General features: G+C 62.6%; 18 protein-coding genes. 4 read left to right on the top strand and 14 right to left on the bottom strand.

What is annotated here, in order from left to right:
- Positions 1 to 2: 2 nt before the first annotated feature.
- Complete coding sequence (locus tag OU993_RS07650; protein ID WP_268155886.1) at positions 3 to 1346, top strand: bifunctional folylpolyglutamate synthase/dihydrofolate synthase; 1344 nt, start codon at positions 3 to 5, stop codon at positions 1344 to 1346.
- A gap of 76 nt (positions 1347 to 1422) precedes the next feature.
- On the opposite strand, the gene trxA is transcribed toward OU993_RS07650, so the two are convergent.
- The 12 genes from trxA to OU993_RS07590 form a co-directional block, all read right to left on the bottom strand.
- A complete protein-coding gene (gene trxA, locus OU993_RS07645; protein ID WP_268155884.1) occupies positions 1423 to 1743 on the bottom strand; it encodes a thioredoxin in 321 nt (106 codons plus the stop codon).
- Positions 1744 to 1815: 72 nt separating this feature from the next.
- Complete coding sequence (gene addA, locus OU993_RS07640) at positions 1816 to 5370, bottom strand: double-strand break repair helicase AddA (RefSeq protein ID WP_268155882.1); 3555 nt, start codon at positions 5368 to 5370, stop codon at positions 1816 to 1818.
- Positions 5363 to 8569 (bottom strand): double-strand break repair protein AddB, encoded by a 3207-nt coding sequence (gene addB / locus OU993_RS07635; protein WP_268157567.1) that lies wholly within the window; start codon positions 8567 to 8569, stop codon positions 5363 to 5365. Before addB ends, addA begins: the two co-directional genes overlap by 8 nt.
- A 5-nt stretch (positions 8570 to 8574) precedes the next feature.
- Complete coding sequence (locus OU993_RS07630; protein ID WP_268155880.1) at positions 8575 to 9306, bottom strand: nucleotidyltransferase family protein; 732 nt, start codon at positions 9304 to 9306, stop codon at positions 8575 to 8577.
- Positions 9307 to 9311: 5 nt separating this feature from the next.
- Positions 9312 to 10832 (bottom strand): tRNA (adenosine(37)-N6)-threonylcarbamoyltransferase complex ATPase subunit type 1 TsaE, encoded by a 1521-nt coding sequence (gene tsaE, locus OU993_RS07625; protein WP_268155878.1) that lies wholly within the window; start codon positions 10830 to 10832, stop codon positions 9312 to 9314.
- Entirely contained in the window at positions 10829 to 13405 is a 2577-nt protein-coding gene (locus OU993_RS07620) for an ATP-binding protein (RefSeq protein WP_268155876.1), read from the bottom strand. The genes tsaE and OU993_RS07620 overlap by 4 nt, the downstream gene beginning before the upstream one ends.
- Before the next feature lie 196 nt (positions 13406 to 13601).
- Positions 13602 to 15002 (bottom strand): adenosylhomocysteinase, encoded by a 1401-nt coding sequence (gene ahcY / locus OU993_RS07615; protein ID WP_268155875.1) that lies wholly within the window; start codon positions 15000 to 15002, stop codon positions 13602 to 13604.
- A gap of 146 nt (positions 15003 to 15148) precedes the next feature.
- Entirely contained in the window at positions 15149 to 15424 is a 276-nt protein-coding gene (locus OU993_RS07610) for an HPr family phosphocarrier protein (protein WP_268155873.1), read from the bottom strand.
- A gap of 8 nt (positions 15425 to 15432) precedes the next feature.
- A complete protein-coding gene (locus tag OU993_RS07605; RefSeq protein WP_268155871.1) occupies positions 15433 to 15834 on the bottom strand; it encodes a PTS sugar transporter subunit IIA in 402 nt (133 codons plus the stop codon).
- A gap of 127 nt (positions 15835 to 15961) precedes the next feature.
- On the bottom strand, positions 15962 to 16429 hold the full coding sequence (locus OU993_RS07600) for an HPr kinase/phosphorylase (RefSeq protein WP_268155869.1): 468 nt from the start codon (positions 16427 to 16429) through the stop codon (positions 15962 to 15964).
- The gene (locus OU993_RS07595; protein ID WP_442792885.1) at positions 16426 to 18213 is read right to left on the bottom strand and encodes a stimulus-sensing domain-containing protein; all 1788 of its coding nucleotides are present in this window, start codon (positions 18211 to 18213) and stop codon (positions 16426 to 16428) included. Before OU993_RS07595 ends, OU993_RS07600 begins: the two co-directional genes overlap by 4 nt.
- An 83-nt stretch (positions 18214 to 18296) precedes the next feature.
- On the bottom strand, positions 18297 to 19016 hold the full coding sequence (locus OU993_RS07590) for a response regulator transcription factor (protein ID WP_206531622.1): 720 nt from the start codon (positions 19014 to 19016) through the stop codon (positions 18297 to 18299).
- A gap of 326 nt (positions 19017 to 19342) precedes the next feature.
- On the opposite strand from OU993_RS07590, the gene OU993_RS07585 reads away from it, so the two are divergent.
- The 3 genes from OU993_RS07585 (at position 19343) to OU993_RS07575 (ending at position 22094) form a co-directional block, all read left to right on the top strand.
- Positions 19343 to 20953, top strand: a complete 1611-nt coding sequence (locus tag OU993_RS07585; protein ID WP_268155867.1) for a phosphoenolpyruvate carboxykinase — start codon at positions 19343 to 19345, stop codon at positions 20951 to 20953.
- An 85-nt stretch (positions 20954 to 21038) separates the two neighbouring features.
- The gene (gene arfB, locus OU993_RS07580; protein ID WP_165217268.1) at positions 21039 to 21473 is read left to right on the top strand and encodes an alternative ribosome rescue aminoacyl-tRNA hydrolase ArfB; all 435 of its coding nucleotides are present in this window, start codon (positions 21039 to 21041) and stop codon (positions 21471 to 21473) included.
- Positions 21474 to 21482: 9 nt separating this feature from the next.
- Entirely contained in the window at positions 21483 to 22094 is a 612-nt protein-coding gene (locus tag OU993_RS07575; protein ID WP_268155862.1) for an alpha-ketoglutarate-dependent dioxygenase AlkB family protein, read from the top strand.
- Positions 22095 to 22125: 31 nt separating this feature from the next.
- Here OU993_RS07575 and coaA read toward each other — a convergent pair whose 3' ends face one another.
- A complete protein-coding gene (gene coaA / locus OU993_RS07570; RefSeq protein ID WP_268155860.1) occupies positions 22126 to 23121 on the bottom strand; it encodes a type I pantothenate kinase in 996 nt (331 codons plus the stop codon).
- The gene (locus tag OU993_RS07565) at positions 23118 to 23441 is read right to left on the bottom strand and encodes a phosphoribosyl-ATP diphosphatase (RefSeq protein ID WP_268155858.1); all 324 of its coding nucleotides are present in this window, start codon (positions 23439 to 23441) and stop codon (positions 23118 to 23120) included. Before OU993_RS07565 ends, coaA begins: the two co-directional genes overlap by 4 nt.
- Positions 23442 to 23452 lie beyond the last annotated feature (11 nt).

Below are 23452 nucleotides of genomic sequence, written 5' to 3'. Positions count from 1 at the left end.
TGATGAATGAGATTGCCCAGAGCGAGGCAGAACAGGTTATCAACGAGCTGATGAAGCTGCATCCCAAGGGTTATGACATGACCCTTGGGCGCATGCGACGTCTTCTGGAGGTGCTGGGCAACCCGCAGGACCGGCTCCCGCCGATGATCCATGTGGCCGGCACCAATGGCAAGGGATCAGTCTCCGCCTTCAGCCGCGCGCTTCTGGAAGCGGGCGGTCATGCCGTGCATGTCCATACCTCTCCCCATCTCGTCAACTGGCATGAGCGCTACCGGATCGGCCAGCGTGGCGGGCCGGGTGTGCTCGTCGGTGATGCCCTTCTGGCCGATGCGCTTCGCCGGGTGGCAGCGGCCAATGCCGGCCAGCCGATTACCGTGTTCGAGATCCTGACGGCGGCCGGTTTTCTGCTGTTTTCCGAAATTCCGGCGGATGCCGTGATCATCGAGGTCGGCATGGGCGGTCGTCTCGACTGCACCAACGTCGTCGATCGGCCGGCGGTCTCCGTCATCATGCCGATCTCCTTCGATCACCAGGCTTATCTTGGTGACCGGGTGGAACTGATTGCCGCCGAAAAGGCCGGCATCATGAAGAAGGGTCATCCGGTCGTCATCGGCCATCAGGAGTTCGAAGCCGCCGAAGAGGCGCTGATTACGACCGCCGAGCGCCTGGGCTGTCCTCTGTCCGTTTATGGGCAGGATTTTTCCGCCCATGAAGAGTTCGGCCGTATGGTCTATCAGGACGAGTTCGGCCTGGCCGATCTGCCGCTGCCACGGCTTCCCGGACGCCATCAGCTGGCGAATGCGGCAGCCGCCATTCGGGCTGTCAGGGCCGCAGGTTTTGCGGTGACCGAGGCCACGATGGAAAAGGCAATGACCGGCGTCGAATGGCCGGGTCGCCTGCAGCGGCTGACCGAAGGTTCGCTGATCCCGCTCGCGCCGAAGGGGGCCGAGATCTGGGTGGATGGTGGCCACAATCCGGGTGCCGGCGAAGTGATCGCCGAGGCCATGGCAGCGTTCGAGGAAAAGCAGCCAAGGCCGCTTTATCTCGTCACGGGCATGCTGAACACGAAGGACCCGATCGGTTATTTTCGGGCGTTCACCGATATCGCCGAATGTGTCTTCACCGTCCCGATCCGCGGCAGTGATGCCGGGCTGGATCCGGTGGTTCTGGCCAATGCCGCCTATGATGCCGGCCTCGTTGCCGAACCGCACTCGACGGTGGCCGATGCCCTGAAGGAAATCGCTGCCCGCCAGCTGGAAGGCGATGTGCCGCCGCGAATCCTCATCGGCGGCTCGCTCTATCTCGCCGGCAATGTTTTGGCCGACAACGGCACGCCACCGAAATAAGCCGCCAGCCAAAAAGTAAGAACGAAAAAGCCCGGCGAAAACCGGGCTTTTGTCTGTCTGGTCTCGTCCGAAACGCTCAGGCGGCGCCGGAAATCCAGCTGGAGAGGGCGGTCTTCGGCGCGGCGCCAACCTTGATGTCGGCCACTTCGCCGCCCTTGAACATGGCGAGCGTCGGGATGGAGCGCACGCCGAACTTGGCGGCGAGTTCCGGGTTTTCATCGATGTTCAGCTTGGCGATCTTCACCTTGCCGGCCAATTCCGACGAAATTTCTTCAAGGCTCGGCGCGATCATCTTGCACGGGCCGCACCATTCCGCCCAGAAATCCACAACGACGGGTTCGGAAGCGTCCAGAACTTCGGCCTGGAAGTTGGAATTGTCGACTTTCACGGTAGCCATAGGGCTCTCCTTCGATAGGGGTGTTGGCAACAATGTGATGCGCGGGCGCGTCAAATTCAATGCCTGCCTATCTCACTTTGTCAGGAGTTCTTCAAGCGTGCCAGCCAGCAGATTGTGGGGCAGTTCCATGACGCTCGCCGACTCGCTATAGACGAGCGTGCAGGCAATCCGGTGTGCCGGATAAAGCGGCTTCAGGATTTCCGCATAGATCGCCATCTGGGCCCGGTGGGCAAACGGGACTTCTGCGAGCCGCCGCGGCGGAAAGCGGTTCGTCTTGTAGTCAAGGATCACGATGTGACCGTCCTCGGTCACCACCAGCCGGTCCACGCGCCCGGAGACCGCGTAGTCGCGCCCCTTCAACGACAGACGCCCCATGATGGAGACCTCCGCCTGGGCATGCGCGGCAAAAATCTCCTGGAGTTGCGGATGACGCAGCACGCCCATGACCGCCGATAGCAGTGCCTCGCGCTCTCCGGCAGGCCAGAAGGCTGCGGCGCGCTCGAGGTAGCGCCGCGCGGACACCTCCTGCTCGGCCGCAGGCAGGCCTGGCAGGACCTGCAGCATGCGGTGCGTCAACCGGCCCTTCTGCAGCGACAGCCCGGCGGATTCTTGCTGTTCGCCAAAGAGTGGCGAGACGAAAGCCGCATCCCCATCCTCGTCCTCGATGATAATGCCGGCACCGGAGGGGCTTAAAGGGCGGGGTAGCGGTGGGGCAGGCGGCAGCGGCCTGAACAGGGCGGCGGGAAGGCTGTCTCGTGCCTCATGCTTTTCATCCTCGACATGCCGCTCCACCGGCCGAAGCTCCGGTGTGCCGAGGCGCCAGCGATGGCCGGTCCAGCTTCCATCGGGTCCGGCGAACTCTGCCGGCTGGCAGTGCTCCGGATCAGCCGACAGCGCCCGGGCGATCATCGCCTGCCAGCTGTCCTCGTTTTCGCGTTTCCCCCGATAACCGCAGACGATCAGACGGTCGGCTGCGCGGGTCATTCCAACATAAAGCAGGCGCCGATATTCTTCTTCCGCCGATTGTTTCAGCCGATCATCATCGGTCGCGGTCAGGGCATTGGACAGCGTCTTGCCCGGCACCCAGGCGGGGACGTCCGTTTCGCCAATCTTCAGGAAGCGGAATTTGGGCACGTGGCTGGAGATGAAGGCCTTGGAGCCGGAATCGACCAGGAACACCACCGGCGCTTCCAGACCCTTGGAGGCATGCACGGTCATGATGCGCACCTCGTCGCGGCCGCTATCCTGTTCGCGCTTGATCTCTGGGGACTCCAGCTCGAGCGTCGAGATGAAGCTCTGCAGGCCGGGCAGCGCCTTGTCCTCGTGTTCGAGCGCCAGGCTCAGGAACTCGTCAAGAATGTCTCCCGCCTCGCTGCCAAGCCGGGCGAGAAAGCGTTTGCGACCGCCTTCCGCGCCCAGCACTCTGGCGAAAAAGTCATGCACGCCGCAGCGTTCAGCCATGGTTTTGAGGCGAATGAGGTCCTCCCGGACCTTGGCAAAAGCCGGGTCCTGCTGGTCGGCGAGCGCACACAGATGCGCCCATGCGCTGGTCTTCTCCGGTCGAAGGGCGGCCAGGCGGAAGAGATCGTCCTCGGTCAGGTTGAAGAGCGGGCTCTTCAGGGAAGCGGCGAGCGACAGATCGTCATGCGGCTGCAAAAGAAACCGGCCGAGCGCCATCAGGTCCTGCACCGCGATATGGCTTGCCAGTCGGAGCCGGTCGGCCCCGGCGACGGGAATTTCGCCACGTCGTTTGAGCGCACGGGTCAGTGCGTTGACGAAGGCATCGCGCTTGCGCACCAGGACCAGAATGTCGCCGGGGCGGATCAACCGCTCCTTGCCTTTCTCGATGATCGTCTGATGTCCCACCAGTTCGCCAATGTGATGGGCGATCCGACCGGCAAGGATGGCGGATGGCGCCTTGTCCGGAGTCGCATCGAAGGGGGCCGTCCAATCCTCCTCCATCTCGGCAATATCCGGCACGACCGTGTCCCAGAGATCGACGGCCCCGGCATGACCGAGGCGATTGGAGCGATGGATGACCGGATCGCCTGTGGCGCTGAGGCCGCGGGCATTCTCCGGCAGGGAAAACACCTGGTCGACCGCACTCAGCACATCGGCGGTGGAGCGGAAGGAAAGCGGCAGGCGCACGGGATGAAAATTCTGGCCGCTGCGCGCCACCCGTTTGGAGGTCAGATTTCGCTCCTCGGCAAAACGTTCCGGCCGTGCTCCCTGAAAGGAGTAGATCGACTGTTTTTCGTCGCCCACGGCAAAGATCGTTCGCCGGGTCTCGCGGGCGCTGCGGCCGGCAAAAAAGTCCTCAGCCAGCGACTGGATGACGCTCCACTGGATCGGGCTCGTATCCTGCGCTTCGTCCACCAGAATGTGGTCGATGCCCTGGTCGAGCTTGTAATGCACCCAGGCACCCACGCCGTCACGGGTCAGGAGTTCCGCGGTGCGGTTGATCAGGTCCTCAAAATCGAGCAGGCTGCGGCGCCGCTTCAGCTCCTCGTAATCCTCGTTCAGCCGTTCGGCGAGCGTCAGCGCCGCGCGTGTGGCGGCCAGCATGCGGACCAGCTTCAACCGGTCTCGGAGAGCGGCCACATGGTCGCGCGCCGCGATCACCGCATCGGCAAGATCCGGTGCCGCCGTCGCCATGGCCTTGGTGATCAGCGAGGACTCCGCCTTCGGTTTGCCCGCCTGCGTCATGAAGATCTGGTCGAGCAGCCGGGCACGGATCGCCGGGGCCGTCTCTTCAACTGCCTGCCGCAGCGCATAGGCAATCTCGGCGGCCTTGGCGCCACCCTTGGCATCGGCCACCTCCAGATAGGTGGTGAGACGAGAGCCCTGCAGGCCCTTCAGCGGCCAGTAGGCCGCGAGCACCGAGGCTTCTGTCTCGCCTTGCTGCAGGCCGAAGGCCTGGGTCAGAACCAGTTCGACGCCGCCCCGGCCGTCCGCTTCGTCGAAAAATCGGCGGATCGCGGTGCGGTTGGCGACGATATCGGATAGCAGCGCCTCCAGCCCGGTCTCATCGCCAAGATCCAGCACATGGGCAAAGGCGCCCGCCAGCGCGCTGTCCTCTTCGATTGCGGTGGCGGTGAGGAGCGACCGCCGCGCCTCCGCCAGCAGGGCGGAGGCCGAGACATCGTCCAGCACGGAGAAATGCCCCGCCACATTGGCTTCCAGCGGAAACTGGTGCAGCAGCGCCTCGCAGAAGGCGTGGATCGTCTGGATCTTCAGCCCGCCCGGTGTCTCCAGCGCTTTTGCAAACAGGCGTCGCGCATCGGCCAGTTTGAATGAATCCGGCTCATGACCTTCGATGGCGGCGATGCGTTTCGCCAGTTCCTCGTCCGGCAGCACCGCCCATTCGGCGAGCCGCTGAAAGACCCGGTTCGACATTTCCGAGGCCGCGGCCTTTGTATAGGTGAGGCAGAGGATTGCCGACGGTCGGCAGCCGGCCAGTAGCAGCCGGATCACCCGCTGTGTGAGCACATGTGTCTTGCCGGAACCGGCATTGGCGGAGACCCAGGCGGAACTGTCGGGATCGGAGGCGAGCGCCTGTTGTTGCGCCGTCCAGGTCAGCCACTGATGCGGGTCGTTGCCGAGCGATTCGAGGCTCATCTCAGTCATCGGCATCACCATCCTCGGCATCGGCGGTCGACCATTCGGCAACGCGGGCGAGGTGATCATACTCGCCGCCGAAATCGCTCTGCATCACCGGAATGACGCGGGAAGCAAACCCAACGCTGTTGTCGCGCAGGCGTTTGACGAGCGTGGTCAGTTGCGTGATCGAATCCTCGGCCAACTCGATCGCGGATTTCGGCTGGCTGGTGGCCGTCGCGCGGGCGCCCTCGTTGTTGACCTTGTCGCACGTGAAACGTTCGCCGGGGCGCAGGCGGACATAGAGAAGATTGTCGGGCCGCTGGGCGCCAAGCGCCTTGAAGGCGCCGGCCTGCAGGGCGGCCGCCTCCAGTGCCAGTTGTGGGTCCAAGAGCGCGCGGGCCTGGGCGGGCGAGGGGTTCAGCCCCGTCTTGTAGTCGATGATATCGGCATCACCCGACCCCTTGATGTCGATCCGGTCGGCAATGCCAGTCAGCCGGATGCCTGCCTCGGCAAGCTCGAAGCCAGCCGGCAGTTCGGTATAGGTTTTGCGGATATCCGGCGCGCGATCAGCCTCCCAGCGCAGGAAGGCGCGCGCCACCTCGCGAAAACGCGGACGCCAGACCTGATCGATATGCGGCGGCAGGTTTTCCCGGTCGAATTCTTCATCGGTGATCCGGCGCATCACGTCTTCGGCATGCGGGGTGCCCGGTACCGGCGCCACCTTTGTGTAGCGCTCGATGATACGGTGGTAGAGCGTGCCGCGTTCGGCAGCGCCCGGATCCTCGTTGAACGGCTCCAGCGGGTCGAGCTTCAGAATGCGCCGGGCATAGATGGAATAGGGGTCGCGGCGCAGGCGGCCCACTTCGCTGAAGGAATATTTCGCCGGCTGCAGATCGGCGGGTGGTGTCGGCGCCGGCCGTTTTGCCAGGGCCTGTTTTTCACTCAGCGCCGATTCATCCAACTGCTGCGCCCAGTGGCGATAGCATGCTCCGCGGGTCCGCAGGTCGCGGGCCAGCTGTTCGCCGCCAAGCGCTAGCAGGCGCTGCAGCCAGCGGGAGGCAACCGTCGGCGCGCCGCCTTTGCGCAGTGAGCGGGAATAGATCAGCCGGCGTGTGCCGTTCGCCATCTCGAAGTCATGCGCCAGCTGGCCGATCTTGCGTTCCGGCGGCTCCAGCCCGATGTCCGTCTTCATGCTGCGCGACAGGAAGGGATTGTTGACCGACTGGCCGGGCCAGGAACCCTCGTTCAGCCCGCCCAGGATCATCGTGTCCACGCGCTGCAGGCGCGATTCCAGGGTGCCGAAGATGAAGACGCGCGGATGGCTGAGCTGTCGCGGCTTGACTGCTTCGCTGGCGAGAAGCGCCGCCATGATGTCGATCCACTGCGGCCCGTCCGCCTCGATCTGCCCATCGGTTTCGATGATCTCGGAAAGCACCGCGGCCAGCCTCTCGCCGGCCTCTCCTGTCCAGAGCGGGCGCAGGTCGCCGTCGGCATTGGCGGCAACGGCTTCCAGCACCCGGCCCGTTCGGGTCGCCCAGTCCGACAGCGGCAGCCTGGCGGAGATTCGCCGCCCGTCCGGCACGCGGGTGACCAGGACTTCTGCCAGCGGTTCGACCGCTGCCTCGATTTTCTCGGCCAGAACCAGTGCCTGGTCCCGTGCCCCCTCCGGCAGCGACAGGCGCCATTGCGGAGTATGACGGTCCTCGTCCTGCTCCTTCAGACGCCGCTGGAGGAGGGGCAGCAGCGACGCGATGTCCGGTTCTCCCGTGCCGCCGCGCAGTGCCAGAAGCTCCAGCGCCTCCCGCGCCGGGCGGCACTCGTCATTGGCCATGCCGAAGCAGGCGAGCGGATGTTTCAGGAGCGCGGTGATGGCGACGGGATCGCCAGGGCGCAGGATCGATTCCAGCACGAGGGTGAGCAGCGTACCCTGCGGTGTGGCGGACAGCGGCGTGCCGGCGGTATCGTCGGCGGTGATCCCGAAGCGGGCGAGTTCCGCCGTCACGCGATGCGCCAGCGCCCGGTCCGGGGTGATGAGTGCTGCCTGGGACGGCCCGTCCGCGCCCGGTTCCTCCAGCGCAAGCCGGAGCGCAATCGCAATCGCGGTCGCTTCTTCTCGCTCGTTGGCGGCTTCGATCAACGCCACATCGGCAAAGGCAGAGGCGACGGTGCCGGTCGATGTCGATTGTCGCCAGGCATTCCAGCGATCGGTCGCATCGGCAGGTGCGAGAGCCTGCGACAAAAGCTCTGCCCGGCAACGCAGGTCTTCCGATGCATCGCCTAAGATCTGCACCTCGTCGCGCGGCACCTGAAGGCGCTGCAGCAGACGGTAGAGACCGTATTGCGGATGGCTGCGGCTCGTCGGATCGGGTTTTAAGCCGTCCGCGCCCTTGCCCAGCATCACCCACTGGTCGTCCGGCATGGAGAGATCGAGGCCCGGCAGAATGACCGCACCGTTCGGCAGACCAGCGATGGCGGCAATCAGATGGGCCGCTGCCGGAACCGAGCCGGTGGAGCCGGCGACGATCACCGGCCCGTCATGGCTGCGCTCCGCGATACGTTGCGCTTCTGCATTGATCCGCGCGGCCTGATGTTTTGCCGGCGAAGAACGCCGCAGTTCTTCCAGACGCGCCGGCCAGAAGGCGCTTGCAATCTTCAGGAATTCTGCCGTCAGCTGCCACCAGAGCGAATGTTCCGCCGTCTGCAGCCGTTCGAGGTCCGACCAGTCCCGCTCTTCCGTCTCGATCGCATCAATGAGTTCGGCCAGCGACCGTGCAAGCCAGATGGCATCGGCCGGGCTTGCCGGCGCCACCAGCGGCGATTCCTGGTGTACATCCATGATGGCGCGTGGCAGCGCATTGCGCCAGGCGAGGATCAGGCGACCGAGCTCGAGGAGCCGCGCGGTGCCGCTGATCGGCATGGCGAGGTCCATTTCTTTGGGGGCGACGAGATCGAAGAAGCCGTCGTCGTCATCCGTCTCGCCCAGCGGCCGGACGATCGGCAGGATCGCCGAGCGTCCGCCGAGCAGCTCGACGAATTCGGATCGCAGCACGCGCGCTGCGCGCCGCGTCGGCACATAGATCGTCACCTTGGAGAGAGACAGGGGATCATCGGGATCATAACGGAAGGAGGGCAGCACGCGCCCGTCACACAGACCGGCAGCCACCGTACGCAGAAAAGGCACGGCGGCCGGAATGGTGAGGATGCGTTTGTGGCCACGATCCTCCATGGGCATCAGGCCGGTCCGAAACGGCTGGCGAGAAAGGCTTCGGCCTGCTCCAGTTCCTCCGGCGAACCGACGGTCAGCCAGTGGCCGGAGAGTTCGATCCCGTAGAGGCGCTGCCGGGCAATAGCCTTGTCGAAATAAAGGTTGAGGTTGAAGGCGGTTTCCGGCGCATCGGCGAAGAAATCGGTATGCATGACGAAGGCGCCCGAATAAACGACCGGATCCGGGTCATCGGCCTGATAGCGCGTGAGCCTGCCATCGGTGTGCAAACGGAAATCCATCTTGCCGGCATGGCAGACGACGCGTTCCGGACGCGCGCAGAGCATCAGCATGTCCATCCTCGACGGATCGAATTCCGCGATAAGCCGCTGCAGATTCGTGGGGGTGCCTTGCGTCTCGCCGACCCAGAACAGATCGGCATTCATCACCATGACGAGGCCGGGGGGCAGGAGCTTCAGCCCCTTGGCAAGGCCGCCGCCATTGTTCATCAGCTGGGCACGCTCATCGGAGATCAGGATATTCATATCGGTGCGCTCAGCCAGATGGGCTTCCATCTGGTCGGCATGATGATGAACATTGACACACACGGTGCGAATGCCGGCTTCCGATAGTGCATCCAGCACGTAATCGATCATCGGCCGTCCGCCGACCGGCACAAGTGGTTTCGGCATCCGGTCGGTCAAGGGACGAAGGCGCGTGCCAAGCCCTGCGGCCAGCACCATGGCATTCTCGACAAGCATCAGGTTTAAGCCCTGGATTCGCTGAACTCTATGCCTGCTTGTGCCATCCATTGGCGCAAGGGTGCAAGCACCGGGTGAGAAAGAACCTCGCCGAGATAGGTCAGTGTTCTCGGCATATGGCGCAGATAACCGGGTTTGCCGTCCCGTTCCTTCAGCCGCACCCAGAGCCCGACGAGCTTGCAGTTGCGCTGGGCCGCCATGATGGCGTAGGCCATACGGAAGCCGTCTTCATCGAACACGCCCTGTGCTCGGCGGCTGCGGATATATCGCTCCAGCAGGTCCGCGCCGAGGGCGGGTGGAATGGTCACGCGCGCATCCTGGATGAGCGAGGCAACGTCATAGGCCGTCGGCCCGATCATCGCGTCCTGAAAATCGATCAGGCCAATCCGCTGCAGTCCTTCGGCGCCCGGCTGCCAGAGAAGGTTCGGCGAGTGATAGTCGCGCAGGAGCAGATGCCGCTCCGCACCATCGAGCGCGGCAATCAGGCCGCTCCAGATCTCGATGAAGGCACTGCGTTCGTCATCACCGACCGGCTGGCCCCCTCGTTTCCACGGCAGATACCAGTCGAGCAGAAGCCGCGTCTCGATCGTCATCGCGACCGGGTCGAAAGCGGGAATATGGTGGACATGATCGGGAGCGACGAGGATGTCGGAGGCCGGTGCCGTGCCATGCAGATGGGCAAGGCAATCGATGGCGGCACCGTAGCGTTCGGCGATCGGGGCCCCGGTTTCGTCCACAACGCCGTCCTGCCCCAGGTCCTCGATCAGCATCAGGCCCTGGGCATAATCGACCGCCAGGATCTCGGGCGCCAGAAGGCCGATGCTGCGCAGGTGGCGCGCGATGGCCACGAAAGGGTAGGCATCTTCGGCAAGATGCGCCACCTTGGGATAGGGTTTTCCGTCGAGAACCGGCGGACCTTCCGGACGAAGCGGCCAGTCCATCAGGATCCGCCGTCCGCCCTCTGCATCAGTCACGGTCTCATAGGCCCGGAAGGAGGCGTCACCGCTGAGAAAGCGCCGCGCATCCTCTGCATGGCCATGGTCGGACAGGAATTGCCGGATCGCCAGAACGCGGCGGATGCGCGCGGCGGCGTGCGGCGGCGCGGAAATCTCAGCCCGGCGCCCTGCGTCCGAATGGGTCAGCTGAAGGCGTATGCGGTCCTTTGGCAGTTCCGCCTCGGCCATTTCCGGCCATTCCACCAGACAGATCCCCTCCGCCAGCGCCTCGTCAAAACCCAGCTCATCGAGCTCCGAACCATCGGCCAGGCGGTAGAGATCGAAATGCGCGACGGGGATTCGGAGATCGTAGCTCTGCACCAGCGTGAAGGTCGGGCTCGGCACTTCAAGCTCCGGATCATCGGCAATTGCCCGCAGGAAGGCGCGCGCCAGGGTCGATTTGCCGGCGCCGAGATCGCCGGAAAGGGCCAGGCAGTCGCCCGGCTTCAAAGCCAGCGCCAGATCCTCGCCGAAGCGGATCGTATCCGCTTCGTCAGCCAGGTCCAGGACGATCCGATCGTCAGCAGTCATTCGGCGGCGACGGATCGAAAGGAGATGGCGCTCGGGATACGGCAGGTGACGGTCGTGCCTTCACCCGGCCGGCTGTCGATCTTCACGTCGCCCTTGTGCAGGTTGACGAAGCTTTCGACGATCGACAGGCCGAGGCCTGCGCCGCTGCGCTTGCCGCCCTTGCCGCTCGAGAAACGATCGAACACGGTCTCCAGCATGTCCTGGGCAATGCCAGGGCCCTTGTCGGCGACGGAGAAGAAGAAGTCGTTGCCGTTGCGCCAGCTGCTGAGCGTGATGGTGGAGCCTTCCGGCGAGAAATTCGCGGCGTTGGTGATGAGCTTGATGAGGATCTGCTTCAGGCGCTGCTGATCGGCGACGATCGTGCCCATGCCCTTCGGCGCAACGATCTCCAGCATCACCGCGTTTTCGTGCAGCCGATCGGCGATCTGCATCGCGACATCATCGAGCAGATCGTCGATGTCCATGTCGGAATAGTTCAGCTCCATGATGCCGGCATCGACGGTCGCGAGATCCAGGATGTCGTTGACGATCGTCAGCAGCACCGAGGAGGAGGTGGAGATATGGTCGATATATTCCGCCTGCCGTTCGTTGAGTGAACCGATCCCCGGCGTCTTCAGGAGATCCGTGAAGCCGATGATGTTGGTGAGCGGCGAACGCAGTTCGTAGGAGACGTGCTGGACGAAATCGTTCTTCAGCTCGTCGGCCTTGCGCAGGGCCTCGTTCTTTTCCTTCAGCGCCCGCTCGGCGCGCGCACTGTCGGTCATGTTGACGAAGGTCAGCATGGTCTGCGCATTCGGCAGCGGGGTTACGGCATAATCCAGCACGATGCCGGAGAAGAGCTCGAACGTGCCCTGCAGCGACGGGCGTTCGTCGTCGAAATTGGTCAGCATCTGGCCGAACAGACGCCAGCCGTCCGGTTTGTCGTATTCCATCGCACAGGCGGCCTCGATGGCGCGGATATGCGTGCCGGGTTTGGTCTGGTCTTCGGTGAGGCCCCAAAGCGCCCGGAAGGCCGGGTTCGACAGGCGGATGCGCCCGTCCGGCCCGAAAACCGCGACACCTTCGGTCAGATGGTCGATGGTCTCGCCCTGCACCTTCACCAGCGTGTTGTAGCGGGTTTCCAGATCCACCTGTTCGGTGAGGTTTTCGAAGACCCAGGTTGCCCCGCCCTGCGGATGAGCGGTGGCGATCACCTGCAGCGTCTGGCCGTTCGGCAGGTGCCAGCGGTTGGTCTGCGTATCGAGCGCGCGGTAGACGGAGAGCACGCTTTCCTTCCAGTTGCGCCAGTTCAGCTGTTCCGGCAGCTTGTTCTGGCTGCGCAGGCGGTCGAGAAGTTCGTTGTGGTCCGGCCGGCTTTCCAGGAAACCGAGATCGAGATCCCACAGGCGCACGAAGGCCTGATTGTAGAATTGCAGCCGCTGGTCCCGGTCGAAGATCGCAACCGGCGTTGCAAGATGATCCAGCGTCTCCGCATGGCTTTTCAGCGTCCGGTGCAGTTCCGCCTTGATGCTTTCGGCTTCGGAAACGTCGATCGCCATGCCAGCGGAACCGGCCTTGCCCACCACGTCGACCACGTCGAAAACGGTGCGGTTCCCGCCAACGACGGTCGAGACGCGGTCATGGAAGGGCGAATCGACGGTTGCCGTGGCGCGGATCTTTTCGCGTGCGATCGTGCCGAGGAATTCGCGGCTTTCCTGCACGGCCTGCGAAGGACTGGAGGCTTCGACCGCCTCGCCATAGGCATGGTTGACCCAGGCGAGGTTTCCATCGCGGTCACGATGCCAGACCGGCTGTTCCAGCGCATCGAGCAGCGACTGGAACAGGTTGATCGAGGAGACAAGTCTCTCGCGCTCGATCTTCAGTTCAGCCAGTTCGGCGCGCAGATTGTCGAGTGCGATGAACCGCACGAAGGCCTTGCCGCCGGAGACGCGGCCTTGCACTTCCAGGATTTCGTCGCGATTGGTTTCCACCACCATGTCGAAGCTACGGGCCTGCCCGCGCAGAGCTTCGATCGCATGTTCGAGCTCGGCAGCGGAATGGGCACGCATCCATTTGCCGAATGCGAGAAACTGTTTGGCTTCGGCCGGCGCGCCGGTTTCCGGCGGCAGGTGGCCGAGGAATTCGGGCCGCGACGGACCGGCTTCCCAGATGACGATGCGGCGGTTCTTTTCGGCGATCAGCGCCTCATATTTGGAAATCGTCTGCTGGGCATCCGATAGTGCACCCCGCATCTCCTGGCTTTCAGCCTCGAGATGGGTCCGCTGGCGAAACAGCCAGATCGACGAGAACAGTGCGGCCGCAATCGCGCCGATGGCAAGCGATGGAAAGATCACCTCGGAGGAGGTGAAGAGGCGGGCCGCCGGCAGGCGCGCATCCTGTGCCAGCGCAATGCCGGCCATGCCGGAAAGAGCCGTGCCCGTCAGCGCTGCCCTGGCGAGATGATAAACCCGCCCAAGGCCACTCAGTCTTTTTCTTGTCACGTGTTCCGCCATCCATCGTCCACCGAATGCCGGCGCCTCGTTGCCGTCATCGGTCTTGGCCCGCCTGGGGTGAGCCGTAAAAAATGCTGTCATTCGGTCTGTCTCCGTCCAAGTGCCGCATCATCGACAAGACATCCCTGACCGCGCGGCCGACGCCTTCAGCCTGCGCGAATCGAGTCTGAAAACAATATCTGCTTCGGAAATCCAGGCAAAGGGTGGGGCGCAAAAAAGAAAGCCGCGGACTTGTCAAGTCCGCGGCCTCTATATCTTGTGGATTAGTCAGCTCAGATTAGTATCTGTAGTGCTCAGCCTTGAACGGACCCTGCTTGGAGACACCGATATAGGATGCCTGCTCGTCGGAGAGTTCGGTCAGCTTCACGCCGAGCTTTGCCAGGTGCAGGCGCGCGACCTTCTCGTCGAGGTGCTTCGGCAGGATATAGACGCCCGGCTTGTACTCTTCGGTCTTCGTGAAGAGCTCGATCTGGCCAAGCACCTGGTTGGTGAACGAGGCCGACATGACGAAGGACGGGTGGCCCGTCGCATTGCCGAGGTTCAGCAGACGACCTTCCGACAGAAGGATCATGCGGTTGCCCTTCGGGAACTCGATCATGTCCACCTGCGGCTTGATGTTCGTCCACTTCAGGTTCTTGAGGGCCGCGACCTGGATCTCGTTGTCGAAGTGGCCGATGTTGCCGACGATCGCCATATCCTTCATCTCGCGCATGTGGTCGAGACGGATGACGTCCTTGTTGCCGGTCGTGGTGATGAAGATGTCGGCCGTGGAGACCACGTCTTCCAGCTGCACGACTTCGAAACCGTCCATGGCGGCCTGCAGGGCGCAGATCGGATCGACTTCGGTGACCTTTACACGGGCGCCGGCGCCGACGAGCGAAGCGGCAGAACCCTTGCCCACGTCACCGTAACCGCAGACGACGGCAACCTTGCCGGCCATCATCACGTCGGTTGCGCGGCGGATACCGTCGACCAGCGATTCCTTGCAGCCGTACTTGTTGTCGAACTTCGACTTGGTGACGCTGTCGTTGACGTTGATTGCCGGGAAGGGGAGGAGGCCCTTCTTGGCCAGTTCGTACAGGCGGTGAACACCGGTGGTGGTTTCTTCGGTCACGCCCTTGATCGCATCACGCTGCTTGGTGAACCAGCCGGGGGAAGCCTGCAGGCGCTTCTTGATCTGTGCGAACAGGATCTCTTCTTCTTCCGAACCCGGGTTGGAGAGAACATCTTCGCCGGCTTCAGCGCGGGCGCCGAGCAGGATGTACATGGTGGCATCGCCACCATCGTCGAGGATCATGTTGGAGAGGCCGCCATCGGTCCACTGGAAGATGCGGTCGGTATATTCCCAGTATTCGGTCAGCGTTTCGCCCTTGACGGCGAAGACCGGAATGCCGGCGGCGGCAATCGCGGCGGCGGCGTGGTCTTGGGTGGAGAAGATGTTGCAGGAGGCCCAGCGGACGTCGGCGCCCAGAACCTTCAGCGTCTCGATGAGGACGGCGGTCTGGATCGTCATGTGCAACGAGCCGGAGATACGCGCGCCCTTCAACGGCTTCGACGTTCCGAACTCCTCGCGGCAGGCCATCAGGCCCGGCATTTCGGTTTCGGCGATGTTGAGTTCCTTGCGGCCGAAATCGGCAAGCGCGATATCCGCGACAATGTAATCTTTTTCAGTGGTCATGGTGGCTCTCCAGCTCCGCAGGGGGCTACCGCTCATCGGCAAGCGGCGTTCATCCAGCCGCTGCAATCCGCAGCGGCGCTGCCCTGCGATGTAGCAGGGTTCCCGGAAACTAGCAATAAGGATATAAAGAAGTCTTTATATGTTCATTACATCTCTTCGCCAAACCGATCGGCGACAAGATTGGCGAGCGCGTCGAGCGCCGCTTCCGCCTGTTGGCCGCTGGCGGTGACCTCAATGGTGCAGCCGGGGCTGGCGGCGAGCATCATCAGCCCCATGATCGAGGTGCCGCCGACGGTCATGCCGTCCTTTGAGACCTGGATCTGGGCGTCGAACCCCTCCACCGTCTGCACGAACTTGGCGGATGCACGGGCGTGCAGGCCGCGCTTGTTGATGATCAGGAGTTCGCGGGAAAGGTTCGTCATGGATGATCTTATTTGCCGCTCAGAACGCGGCTTGCGACGTTGATATATTTGCGCCCGGCATCGGCCGCTTCGGCCAGAGCCTTCTGCATGTCATTGTCCACGCGTACGCCTGCCAGCTTGATCAACATCGGAAGATTGACGCCGGCAATGACTTCGATCTTGCCGGTATTCATCGCGGATATCGAAAGATTGGACGGCGTGCCACCGAACATGTCGGTGAGGATCACGACGCCATGGCCATCATCAACCCGGTTCACCGCGTCCAGGATATCCTGACGTCGCTGATCCATGTCGTCTTCGGGGCCGATACAGACGGTTTCGATGTTCTTTTGCGGCCCTACCACATGCTCCAGCGCATGTCGGAACTCATCAGCCAGCTTGCCATGCGTGACAAGCACAAGTCCGATCATAGTGAAATCACCCCCAGGTACAACGATACGCTCGGCCTTGTTTCGCATTGCAACAGACCCAACGGCGGTGGGAAGCCATCTTGTCGATGTAGAGTCGAAGTGCAAGCTAAAAATGGTATGTCACGCATCATGAAAAAGGTGGTTCCCCTTTGAATTCCGCGTGAAGCGCGGCAATCGTGGCCAGTGGTGCGATGGAGCGGCCGGACAGGCGGATCAGCGGCAGATCCGCGAGGCCGCCAAGATCGGTTCTCTCGCCGGCCGGCGGCAGGCGCTCGTCCCGCAGAGGATCGATCACCCGGATCGCCAGATGCAGCGCGGCGCGCTCCACGCTCTCCAGGGTCACGATACCGCTGCCACGCAGCTCCAGCAGCCCCGCAATCGATGCCGGCCGTGTGGCGATGGTCTGCCCGTTCTCCATCGAGATGAAGACCTGGTCGTCGGCGACGAGGGCGGCAAAGACACCCTGCGACCGCGCTGCCGCCAGACAGGCGAAAGCGAGTTCGGATTTTCCGGCACCGGGCGGCCCGAGAAAGATCAGGCCTCTTTTCCCGAGTACGATCGCAGTGCCGTGGACGTTGTTCGCCGGTCCCGTCATGTCGGCTGACCCGCGGGCAGTGACAGGATGAACCTGGCGCCTGTCAGCTGACCGGTGGCATCCGTCAGGTTTTCAGCCTTCAGCGTGCCGCCATGCGCTTCGGCAATCTGGCGGCTGATCGACAGGCCGAGACCCGAATTCTGGCCAAAGCTCTCGCCCTCGGGCCTATCGGTGTAGAAGCGTTCGAAGATACGGTCGATGTCTTCGGCCCGGATGCCCGGACCGTTGTCGTCGACCTGGATGATGCAGTTGCCCCTGGCGCGGAACAGATGGACGACGATGCGTCCACCCTTTTCCGGAACGAAGGACCGGGCGTTCTCGATCAGGTTGGTGACGATCTGTCCAAGCCTCAGATCGTGGCCCTGGACCACATAGCTGGTCTTGGTGCCCTGCTTGTGGTCGACAACCAGATCGATATCGACCGGCTTGCGTCCGGTGCGGATCTGGCGGGAAATCTCGACCAGATTGCCGAGCAGAATTTCAAGATCGACCGGTGCCGCATCTGAGCGGGCAAGCTCCGCATCCAGCCGTGATGCGTCGGAGATATCGCTGATCAGGCGGTCCAGGCGACGCACGTCGTGCAGGATGATGTTCGTCAGGCGCTGTTTGGAATCCTCCGTCTTGGCAAGCGGCAGGGTCTCCACCGCACTGCGCAGCGAGGTCAGCGGGTTCTTCAACTCGTGGCTCACATCGGCGGCAAAACTTTCGATCGCATCGATGCGGTCATAAAGCGCATTCGTCATGTCGCGCAGGGCAATCGACAAATTGCCGATTTCATCCTGGCGTGCCGAAAAGTTCGGGATTTCTTCGCGTTGCTTGACACCGCGCCGCACCCGGATGGCAGCAGCCGACAGGCGCCGCAACGGATTGGCAATCGTGGAGGACAAAAGCAGCGACAGGAGAATGTTGACGAGGGTCGCAACGCCGAAGACGCGCATGATGGCAAGCCGCTCGGCATGCACGATGTTGTCGATGTCACCCGCTTGCGTCGACAACAGCAGAACACCCAGCACCGCGCGGAAACGCTGGACGGGGACAGCCACGGACACGATCAGTTCGCCCTTGTCGGTGACACGCACCACCGCGCCTCGAACCCCGGTCAGCGCGTTCATCACTTCCGGATAGATCGAGCCGTCGCCGCCCGGCGCCTCCTTGTAGGCCGGCAGATTGCCGGGCTGCAGGATGCGGTTGATCACGCCGGCAAACCAGCTGCTCCAGGTGGCATTTTCTCCTTCGACCGCCGGCAGATCAAAACGCAGAACCTGGCCCCGCGAATAGAGATGGCGCGAATCGAGGATCAGGTTGGCATCGGCATCGAACAGGCGTGCGCGGGTGCGGGTCGGCGAAATCAGGCGCCGCAGCACCGGTGCCACGCGCTCCGGGTCGATGGGAAAGTCGAGATCCTCGTCATTCGGCACCGGCGTTATGCTTTGCCCCGCCTGCAGCTCGAGAAGTTTCTGCGGATCGATGGTGATCGAGTTCGTATCGACCGACGCGGAGGCGGAGATTGCGCCGGCAATGATTTCGCCCTGCGTCAGCAGGCTTTCGACGCGTGCATCGATCAGGCCCTCGCGGAACTGATTGAGGTAAAGGATGCCGGCGACCAGAACGACGGTGGCTGCGATATTGAAAAAGAGGATGCGGCGCGTGAGACTGGAAAAGACGGCATTGCCGAAGATGCGGCGCACCAGCGTGAACGGATGCGACCAAACCCGTCCCGATGCGCGGGAGGTCTGTGCATCCTCCCCGCCCGAATTCCCGGAATGGATCGTCTGATCGGCCAAGCCTTTCCCTTTCACGGCAACCGCCGGCCGTCACGGCGGTTCATGTGCGGTGAAGCAGCGTTGCGAAGTCTGTCGGAAGCAAATCAGGCTGCTTCGCGGAATCGATAACCTACGCCGTAGAGCGTCTCGATCATATCAAAATCGGTGTCAACCATTTTGAACTTCTTGCGAAGTCGCTTGATATGGCTGTCGATGGTGCGGTCGTCGACATAGACCTGCTCGTCATAGGCCGCATCCATCAGCGCATCGCGGCTCTTCACCACGCCGGGGCGCTGCGCCAGCGAATGCAGGATCAGAAACTCGGTGACGGTCAACGTCACCGGTTCGCCCTTCCAGGTGCAGGTATGGCGCTCCTGGTCCATCACCAGTTGGCCGCGTTCCAGCGTGCGGGCCTGCTGGTCGGCAGCCGCCTTGCTGCCGGGAACCGGCGCCACATCGCTTTTGGCCGAACGGCGCAGGATCGCCTTGACGCGTTCCACCAGCAGGCGCTGGGAAAACGGCTTGGTGATAAAATCGTCCGCGCCCATCTTCAGGCCGAACAACTCGTCGATCTCTTCATCCTTGGAGGTGAGGAAGATCACTGGCAGGTCCGACTTCTGGCGCAGGCGGCGCAGAAGTTCCATGCCGTCCATACGCGGCATCTTGATGTCGAAGATGGCGAGCTGCGGCGGCCGTGCCAGAAGCCCGTCCAGCGCAGACGCACCATCCGTGTAGGTTTCGACCCTGTAGCCTTCAGCCTCCAGTGCGATGGACACCGAGGTGAGAATGTTGCGATCGTCGTCTACCAACGCGATAGTCTGCATACTGTCTGTCTCCGCCATTCTGTACGCATCTCCTGGATTGTGGCCCAGCCGAACTCCCTGTCCGGGTGTGCGTGTCTTGGGGATAAAGGTGGAACAAATTGTGGCAAAGATAAAGGGGAGCCGGTTTCGGGTCGCATAAACGCGGTCCTCAGACCTCCCGTGGACGAGAATTTTATGCCTCTCAAACCGATTTAAATATGTCGAAAAATTTTTAAATCGATTAATAGTTTGATTTTATTGATGTAATTGGATTGAAGCTCTTGCTCTTTTAGATTTCGCTCGTTAGCTTGCGCCATCATCAACGTCAGCTCAAAGGAAAGCGCGACATGGAGGAGTACGGAGTTCACAATCCGTCGAACGGCTTGGCGGCCATCGGTTTGGCTGGTGCCGCGCGTGTCAATTACAACCTGAATGAGAGTGAACTCTACGAGGCTGCCCTTCGTAATGGTGAAGCCGAGCTGACGGTCGATGGCGCGCTGCGGGCCGTGACCGGCCAGCACACCGGTCGTTCGCCGAAGGACAAGTTCGTCGTGCGTGATGCTAGCACCGACGCGAACATCTGGTGGGACAACAACAAGCCGATGTCGCCGGAGCACTTCGCGCTGCTCAAGCAGGACATGCTTGCCCATGCGGCCGGCAAGACGCTGTATGTGCAGGATCTCGTCGGCGGCGCCGACCGTGACTACGCGCTTCCGACCCGCGTGGTGACCGAGCTTGCCTGGCACGCGCTCTTCATCCGCAACCTCTTGATCCGCCCCGACCGCTCGACGCTCGGCGCCTTCCAGCAGAAGCTGACGATCATCAACCTGCCGAGCTTCCGCGCTGATCCTGCCCGCCACGGCTGCCGCACGGAAACGGTGATCGCCTGCGACCTCGCCAACGGTCTGGTCCTCATCGGCGGCACCTCGTATGCCGGCGAGAACAAGAAGTCGGTCTTCACCGTTCTCAACTATCTCCTGCCGGAAAAGGGCGTCATGCCCATGCATTGCTCGGCCAATGTCGGCCCGGATGGTGATGCGGCTGTCTTCTTCGGCCTGTCGGGCACCGGCAAGACCACGCTGTCTGCCGATCCGAACCGCACGCTGATCGGCGACGACGAGCATGGCTGGGGCGAAAACGGCATCTTCAACTTCGAAGGCGGTTGCTACGCCAAGGCGATCCGCCTGTCGGCCGAAGCCGAGCCGGAGATCTACGCTGCGACACGCCGCTTCGGCACCGTGCTCGAAAACGTGGTGATGGACGAAAACCGCGTCCCGAACTTCGACGATGCGTCGCTGACGGAAAACACCCGCAGCGCCTATCCGCTGCATTTCATCCCGAACGCTTCGGCAACCGGCCTTGCGCCGCACCCGAAGACGATCATCATGCTGACCGCCGATGCCTTCGGTGTGATGCCGCCGATCGCCAAGCTAACGCCCGAACAGGCGATGTATCACTTCCTCTCCGGTTACACCGCCAAGGTCGCCGGAACGGAAAAGGGCGTGACCGAGCCGGAAGCGACCTTCTCGACCTGCTTCGGCGCACCCTTCATGCCGCGTCATCCGACAGAATACGGCAACCTGTTGCGCGATCTGATCGCCCATCACGGCGTCGATTGCTGGCTGGTCAACACCGGCTGGACCGGTGGCGCCTATGGTGTCGGTCGTCGCATGCCGATCAAGGCGACGCGGGCGCTGCTGACGGCGGCACTGACCGGTGAACTGAAGAAGGCGGAATTCCGCACGGACACCAATTTTGGCTTCGTGGTGCCGGTCGCCGTGCCGGGTGTTGAGACCGCGATCCTCGATCCGCGCTCGACCTGGGCGGATGGCGCAGCCTACGACGCGCAGGCAACGAAGCTCGTCAACATGTTCATCTCGAACTTCACGAAGTTCGAAAACCATGTCGACAGCAAGGTGCGCGACGCGGCACCGGGCATGCTGGCCGCCGCCGAGTAACGACTCACGTGGAACATCGGGAGCCGCCGAGGTCTTTGGCCTCGGCGGTTTTCTTTTGTCCGCTCTTGTGGAATAGACGGAGATCATGGCCAGCGATCCTCTCGTCATCAACAGCCGAATCACTCTTGCCGGATGGGAACTGACGGAGCAATTCGTGCTGGCCGGCGGTCCGGGCGGTCAGAACGTCAACAAGGTGTCGACGGCGGTCCAGCTGTTCTTCAACCTGATGGGCTCCCCGTCGCTGCCCGATCGCATCAAGGAAAACGCCGCAAAGCTCGCCGGCCGCCGCCTCAGCAAGGACGGCGTTCTGATTATCGAAGCCAATCGCTTCCGCAGCCAGGAGCGCAATCGCGAGGATGCGCGCGAGCGCCTGAAGGAACTGCTGCTCGAGGCCGCCAAACCGCCACCGCCACCGCGCAAGAAAACCAAGCCGACCAAGGGTTCCGTCGAGCGACGCCTGAAGGAAAAGTCAGGCCGTTCCGAGGTGAAGAAAATGCGCGGCCGCCCCGCGGGCGATTAGGATCGAATCATGCTGTCTCTGGCCAAGGGCATCATTCACCACCCGCAAGCGCTCGACCGGGCGGCCCAGGAGCATCTGGTCGAGGTGATCCGCGCTGTCGTGGCGGAGGCGCCGCTTTACGTGCCGGTGATGCCGGGAACCGGTCGGCCTATGTCCGTACGCATGACCAATTGCGGCCCGCTCGGCTGGGTGACGGACAAGGCGAGGGGGTATCGCTACCAGGAAACCCATCCGGTAACGCACAAGCCCTGGCCGGCCATGCCGGACGAACTGCTGGGGCTCTGGCAGCAATATGCCGGTTATGACAAGCCGCCGGAGGCCTGCCTCATCAATTTCTATGCCGATGATGCGAAGATGGGCCTGCACCAGGATCGTGACGAACAGGACCTGCAGGCGCCGGTGCTGTCCGTCTCGCTCGGCAATACGTGCCTCTTCCGCGTCGGCGGTCTGGAGCGGAACGACAGAACCAGTTCCGTGAAGCTCGCCAGCGGCGATATCGTGGTGCTCGGAGGGGAGGGCCGGCTGGCGTTCCATGGCGTTGACCGGATCTATCCCGGCACATCGACGCTTCTGAAGCAGGGCGGGCGGATCAACCTGACTCTGCGTCGGGTCAATCGCTAGCGATTCAACCGCATTGCCGGCGATCCATCGCCTACAGTTTTCGGAGTGCGACCGTTTCGATGAAGTGATTGCTGCCCTTGCGCAGGATGAGATCGGCGCGTGGGCGGGTGGGCAGAATATTCTGCTGCAGGTTCTTCAGGTTGATGTTCTGCCACAGGCCCTCGGCAATCGCCAGTGCGGCTTCTTCCGTGATCGTTGCATAGCGGTTGAAGAAGGAGGAGGGGTCGCGGAAGGCCGTCTGTCTGAGCCGCATGAAGCGCTCGACATACCAGTTGTGGATCTGGTTTTCGTCGGCATCGATATAGATCGAGAAATCGAAGAAGTCGGAGACCATCGGCACGATCTTGCCGTCGGCCGGCAGGGTGCGCGATTGCAGCACATTGATGCCTTCGAAGATCAGGATGTCCGGCCGGTCGATGAGCGAATATTCATCCGCCAGCACGTCATAGGTCAGGTGCGAATATTTCGGCGCCTTGACGTTCGGCTTTCCGGCCTTGATGGCGGAAAGAAACCGCAGCAGCGCCCCGATGTCGTAGCTTTCCGGAAAACCCTTGCGTTCCATCAGGTTGTCGCGCCGAAGGATCGCGTTCGGATAGAGAAACCCGTCGGTGGTCACGAGATCCACCTTCGGGCTGGACGGCCAGCGGGCCAGAAGCTCCTTCAGGATACGCGCGGTCGTGGATTTTCCGACGGCGACCGATCCCGCAATACCGATGACAAAGGGTGTCTTGACCTGATCGGACAGGCTGAGGAAGCGGTTTCGCTGCTGGAAAAGAAGCTGCGAGGCTTCGACATGCGCCGACAACAGGCGCGACAGCGACAGATAGATCCGCCGGACTTCATCGAGATCGATCGGGTCATCCAGCGAGCGCAGCCGCTTCACCTCGTCCGCCGTCAGCGTCAGCGGCGTGTCGGCACGAAACTTCGACCATTCTTCGGATGTGAAGAGAAAGAAGGGGGAATAATTGCCGTTGGCCAAGGGTTCGGGCGGGATGTCGGAGTCGATGGGCTGGCTGGCGATCGTCATGTTGGCTGTCGGCTCGCCTTTTCCGTGATGCCCGACTGGGCTGTGCGGCGTTGAAGTTCGTTCAACACATCCTGCAACGGAACGCCCCCGATCTTCAATACGACGATCAGGTGATACAGCAGATCTGCCGCTTCCGCCGTCAGGTTGTGTCGGTCGTTGGAAATGGCGGCGATCACTGTTTCGACTGCCTCTTCGCCAAGCTTCTTCGCCGCCTTCTCCTGGCCGGCCGCAACGAGCTTGGCGGTCCAGGACTGCGAAGGATCCGCTGTGGCGCGCTCGGCAACAATCGCTTCCAGATCGCTGAGGGAAAAACCGCTCATCATGTGTCTCC

It is taken from the genome of Rhizobium sp. SL86, from assembly GCF_026672545.1.
Taxonomy (GTDB): Bacteria; Pseudomonadota; Alphaproteobacteria; order Rhizobiales; family Rhizobiaceae; genus Neorhizobium.
This window is presented reverse-complemented; position numbering and strand designations above follow the sequence as displayed.